Origin of the sequence: Propionispora sp. 2/2-37 (assembly GCF_001298735.1) — a bacterium.
In the GTDB taxonomy this organism is placed as follows: Bacteria; Bacillota; Negativicutes; order Propionisporales; family Propionisporaceae; genus Propionispora.
The window spans coordinates 1-5,992 of the sequence record NZ_CYSP01000034.1 but is presented as its reverse complement, the minus strand read 5'-3'; the positions used below and the strand labels follow the sequence as shown (position 1 = coordinate 5,992).

At 51.4% G+C, this 5,992-nt stretch carries 3 rRNA genes; all 3 read left to right on the top strand.

From position 1 onward, the window contains the following. Positions 1 to 47: 47 nt before the first annotated feature. The 3 genes from P22_RS19775 (at position 48) to rrf (ending at position 5,992) form a co-directional block, all read left to right on the top strand. A 16S ribosomal RNA gene (locus tag P22_RS19775) occupies positions 48 to 1,606 on the top strand. Between the two features lie 529 nt (positions 1,607 to 2,135). Continuing rightward, a 23S ribosomal RNA gene (locus P22_RS19770) occupies positions 2,136 to 5,468 on the top strand. A gap of 407 nt (positions 5,469 to 5,875) precedes the next feature. Further along, positions 5,876 to 5,992, top strand: a 5S ribosomal RNA gene (gene rrf / locus P22_RS19765). The 16S, 23S and 5S rRNA genes sit together here, the layout of an rRNA operon.

Sequence of the window (5,992 nt, the reverse complement as noted above, 5' to 3'; positions counted from 1 at the left end):
AAAATAATTCTTTAAGTAATAAAGAGCCATCAAGGCTCCATAATATCTTTATGGAGAGTTTGATCCTGGCTCAGGACGAACGCTGGCGGCGTGCCTAACACATGCAAGTCGAACGGAGATATTCAGCAATGGAGATCTTAGTGGCGAACGGGTGAGTAACGCGTAAACAACCTGCCTCATAGCTGGGGACAACACCGCGAAAGTGGTGCTAATACCGAATGAGATGTATCTTCCGCATGGGAGGAACAAGAAAGGTGGCCTCTTAACAATGCTACCGCTAAGAGAGGGGTTTGCGTCTGATTAGCTGGTTGGTGGGGTAAGGGCCTACCAAGGCGACGATCAGTAGCCGGTCTGAGAGGATGAACGGCCACACTGGGACTGAGACACGGCCCAGACTCCTACGGGAGGCAGCAGTGGGGAATCTTCCGCAATGGACGAAAGTCTGACGGAGCAACGCCGCGTGAGTGAAGAAGGTTTTCGGATCGTAAAGCTCTGTCTTCAAGGGAGAACGTGAGCAGTGTGAAAAATGCTGCTTAATGACGGTACTTGAGGAGGAAGCCACGGCTAACTACGTGCCAGCAGCCGCGGTAATACGTAGGTGGCGAGCGTTGTCCGGAATTATTGGGCGTAAAGGGCGCGTAGGCGGATGGTTAAGTCCAACCTAAAAGTGCGGGGCTCAACCCCGTGAGGGGTTGGAAACTAACCATCTTGAGTGCAGGAGAGGAAAGTGGAATTCCCAGTGTAGCGGTGAAATGCGTAGATATTGGGAGGAACACCAGTGGCGAAGGCGACTTTCTGGACTGTGTCTGACGCTGAGGCGCGAAAGCCAGGGGAGTGAACGGGATTAGATACCCCGGTAATCCTGGCCGTAAACGATGGGTACTAGGTGTAGGAGGTATCGACCCCTTCTGTGCCGGAGTTAACGCAATAAGTACCCCGCCTGGGGAGTACGGCCGCAAGGTTGAAACTCAAAGGAATTGACGGGGGCCCGCACAAGCGGTGGAGTATGTGGTTTAATTCGACGCAACGCGAAGAACCTTACCAGGGCTTGACATTGAGTGAAAGGGCTAGAGATAGCCCGGTCTCCTTCTGGAGACACGAAAACAGGTGGTGCATGGCTGTCGTCAGCTCGTGTCGTGAGATGTTGGGTTAAGTCCCGCAACGAGCGCAACCCCTGTCCTATGTTGCCAGCACGTAAAGGTGGGAACTCATAGGAGACTGCCGCAGAGAATGCGGAGGAAGGCGGGGATGACGTCAAGTCATCATGCCCCATATGTCCTGGGCTACACACGTACTACAATGGGCTTAAATAGAGGGAAGCGAGGCCGCGAGGCGGAGCGAACCCCAGAAACAAGCTCTCAGTTCGGATCGCAGGCTGCAACTCGCCTGCGTGAAGTCGGAATCGCTAGTAATCGCAGATCAGCATGCTGCGGTGAATACGTTCCCGGGCCTTGTACACACCGCCCGTCACACCACGAGAGTTGGAAACACCCGAAGCCGGTGGGGTAACCTGAAAAGGAACTAGCCGTCGAAGGTGGGGCCGATGATTGGGGTGAAGTCGTAACAAGGTAGCCGTATCGGAAGGTGCGGCTGGATCACCTCCTTTCTAAGGAGAAAAGGAAACGGAAGTTTTCAAATCCTAGGTCGGCGTTATGAGAGAATACTCATGACGAACACATATGGCAGAGAGTGCTAGACGCAGCATATGAGCTGGCAGTAGCACCGGACTTACATTGTTTAGTTTTGAGGGAATACCCATACTGGCAAAAGATACTGGTTGAAACAGGCCGGTACTTATGCTAAGATAGGTAATCCCAGTGCCTGACACGATAAGTGTTGGGCACGCTGTTCCTTGAAAACTGCACAGAAGCAAGAAAAAGATTTACCTCTTGAAAGTAAATTTTGAGAGAGTAAACTTAACGAGCGCATTGATGGATGAACAATCAAGGTTATGGATGATTTTAAGACGCCTGTTTTAAAATACATTGCATAAACCTAAAGACTGGCTAGAAATGGACAGATGCTAGGAATGCCGAGCATCGGAGCGCAGGCGTACTGGTAAGTACGTTGAGCACCGAAGCGCAGGTATGACAACGCAGATGGCCGTTTATAGACAGTCGAGTAACTGACGCATAAGTCAAGTTATGAAGGGCATACGGTGGATGCCTAGGCGCCAAAAGCCGACGAAGGACGGGGTAAGCTCCGAAAAGTCAGGGGGAACCGCAAGCAGGTAGAGATCCCTGAATATCCGAATGGGGGAACCCGGCGGTGGTTATGCACCGTCACCTAACAAAAGTTAGGGGGGCACCCGGGGAACTGAAACATCTAAGTACCCGGAGGAAAAGTAATCAAACGAGATTCCCAAAGTAGCGGCGAGCGAACGGGGAAGAGCCCAAACCAGAAAGCTTCGGCTTTATGGGGTTGAGGACCAGCAAAAGTTGAGTCAGGCCAAGCTGAACTACCTGGAAAGGTAGACCGTAGGAGGTAACAGTCCTGTAAGCGAAAGGCAGAGCAAGACGGCTGGAATCCAGAGTACCACGAGACACGAGAAACCTTGTGGGAAGCAGGGGAGACCACTCTCCAAGGCAAAATACTTTTGGCGACCGATAGCGCATAGTACCGTGAGGGAAAGGTGAAAAGCACCCCGGGAGGGGAGTGAAAGAGAACCTGAAACCGTATGTCTACAAGCAGTCGAAGACCTGTATATGGTCGACGGCGTGCCTATTGAAGAATGAACCGGCGAGTTACAGTAGCTAGCGAGGTTAAGTAGGAAATACGGAGCCGAAGCGAAAGCGAGTCTTAAGAGGGCGAAGAGTTAGCTATTGTAGACCCGAAACCGCAGTGATCTATCCATGTCCAGGTTGAAGCGCAGGTAAAAATGCGTGGAGGACCGAACCCGTGAACGTTGAAAAGTTTTGGGATGAGATGTGGATAGGGGTGAAATGCCAATCGAACGCGGAGATAGCTGGTTCTCCCCGAAATAGCTTTAGGGCTAGCCTCAAGAAATAAGTACAGACGGTAGAGCACTGATCGGGCTAGGGGCCATAAAGGTTACCGAACCCAGTCAAACTTCGAATGGCTGTACTGGAATCTTGGGAGTCAGACTGCGAATGATAAGATCCGTAGTCAAGAGGGAAAGAGCCCAGACCATCAGCTAAGGTCCCCAATGCCGTGCTAAGTGGCAAAGGATGTGAAACTTCAGAAACAACCAGGATGTTGGCTTAGAAGCAGCCACCATTCAAAGAGTGCGTAATAGCTCACTGGTCGAGAGGTTTTGCGCCGAAGATGTCCGGGGCTAAAGCACGGAACCGAAGCTATGGATTTGAGAGGTGGGAGGCGAGAAGTTAGAAGTGGGAATTCAAAGCTATGAAGACTTGGAAGTATATCAACAAAGTTTTCGACTAGCAGTGGAAATTCACAAACTAACCCAAAGCTTTCCCATAGAAGAAAAGCGAGAACTAGGGTATCAAATGAGAAGAGCGGCAGTATCCATAGCAGCTAACATAGCGGAAGGATATGGGCGCAAGAACTCAACAGCAGAATTCAAGCATTTTCTGCGAAATGCTCTAGGATCCAGCAATGAAGTCAGCGTATTACTGAAACTTGCCAAAGAAATCGGATATCCGATAGAAAGAAAAATCATAGATGAATACGAAGTAGTAGGCAAGCGGCTGTACCGACTGATAGAAAGCTGGAAATGAAGAAGTGAGAAGAACTCACATCTAACCTCTCGCATCTCACCTCTCAAGTGGTAGGGGAGCGTTCCATACACGACGAAGGTATACCGGAAGGAGTGCTGGAGAGGATGGAAGTGAGAATGCCGGTATGAGTAGCGAAAAGGAAGGTGAGAATCCTTCCCACCGAAAGCCTAAGGATTCCTGAGCAACGATCGTCGACTCAGGGTAAGTCGGGACCTAAGCCGAGGCGAGGATGCGTAGGCGATGGACAACTGGCAAAGATTCCAGTACCACCTAAAGTCGATTGAGCAATGGAGTGACACAGGAGGGAAGTTAAGCGCGCGAATGGAAGAGCGCGTCTAAGCCGGTAGGATGAACGGGAGGCAAATCCCCCGTTCGAAGATCCGAGAAGTGAAGGGGAGCTAAAGGAAACTTTGGCGAAGTTAACCGGACCACACTGTCAAGAAAAGCTTCTAGCGAGACTGAAGGTGCCCGTACCGCAAACCGACACAGGTAGGCGGGGAGAGGATCCTAAGGTGCGCGGGAAAACCCTCGTTAAGGAACTCGGCAAAATGTCCCCGTAACTTCGGGAAAAGGGGAGCCATGCTTGGTGAAGACCTAAACGGTTGGAGCGAAGCAAGGCCGCAGAAGAGAGGCCCAAGCGACTGTTTACCACAAACACAGGTGCCTGCTAAAGCGAAAGCTGACGTATAGGTGCTGACACCTGCCCGGTGCTGGAAGGTTAAGGGGAGCGCTTAGCGGTAACGCGAAGGTGAGAACCGAAGCCCCAGTAAACGGCGGCCGTAACTATAACGGTCCTAAGGTAGCGAAATTCCTTGTCGGGTAAGTTCCGACCCGCACGAAAGGTGTAACGACTTGGGCACTGTCTCAACGAGGGACCCGGTGAAATTGAAATACCTGTGAAGATGCAGGTTACCCGCGACTGGACAGAAAGACCCCATGGAGCTTTACTGCAACCTGACATTGGATCTTGGTAAAGGATGTACAGGATAGGTGGGAGACGGAGAAGATTGGACGCTAGTCTGATTGGAGTCGATGTTGGGATACCACCCTTCCTTTAGTGGGATTCTAACTTAAGGAGTAACGAAACTAAGGACAGTGTCAGGCGGGCAGTTTGACTGGGGCGGTCGCCTCCGAAAGAGTAACGGAGGCGCCCAAAGGTTCCCTCAGCGCGGACGGAAATCGCGCGAAGAGTGCAAAGGCAGAAGGGAGCTTGACTGCGAGACGGACAGGTCGAGCAGGGACGAAAGTCGGGCTTAGTGATCCGGTGGTGCCGAGTGGAAGGGCCATCGCTCAACGGATAAAAGCTACCCTGGGGATAACAGGCTAATCTCTCCCAAGAGTCCATATCGACGGGGAGGTTTGGCACCTCGATGTCGGCTCATCACATCCTGGGGCTGAAGTAGGTCCCAAGGGTTGGGCTGTTCGCCCATTAAAGTGGTACGTGAGCTGGGTTCAGAACGTCGTGAGACAGTTCGGTCCCTATCCATCGCGGGCGCAAGAGACTTGAAGGGAACTGCTCCTAGTACGAGAGGACCGGAGTGGACGAACCAATGGTGTACCAGTTATTCCGCCAGGAGTACAGCTGGGTAGCTACGTTCGGAAAGGATAAACGCTGAAAGCATCTAAGCGTGAAACCAGCCTTAAGATGAGGTCTCTCATAGCGCAGGCTAGTAAGGCCCCTTATAGAAGATAAGGTAGATAGGCCAGGAGTGGAAGTCTTGCAAGAGATGGAGCTGACTGGTACTAATCGGCCGAGGGCTTGACTTAAGCAGCGAGCCAAAAGTATGAGAGCGTAAGCGAGCCAATACTTTTGAGCGAGTCGCTTAGTTAGAGCGGAGCGATAACATCCATAGTGTATGTTATAACGACCAAGCCAAGCTAAGCGAACCAAGCTTACGCAGAGAGGAGTGATGCGTTACCTTAATGTATGTTGTAACGAACAGATTAAGAAAAGTCATACCGCAAAGCGTAAGCCAAAACAATGCGAACTTTCTTCTGTGAAGTTTTCAGGGAATAGATCCCTTAGGGGAAGGTTCACCTGAAGAAAAGAGATTGTTCAGCATGCTGCAGCTGCAAGGCGGAGCGAGGACGTGAGTGGAGCCGTACTGGAAAGTACGCGGAAGGAGCGCCCGGAGCGACAACGAAGCAGATGGAGTATGATCAACAATCGTAAATCCAGTGACGATAGCTGTGGGGCTCCACCTGTTCCCATACCGAACACAGTAGTTAAGCCCACATACGTCGAAAGTACTTGGCTGGAAACGGCCCGGGAGGATAGATAGTTGCTGGTT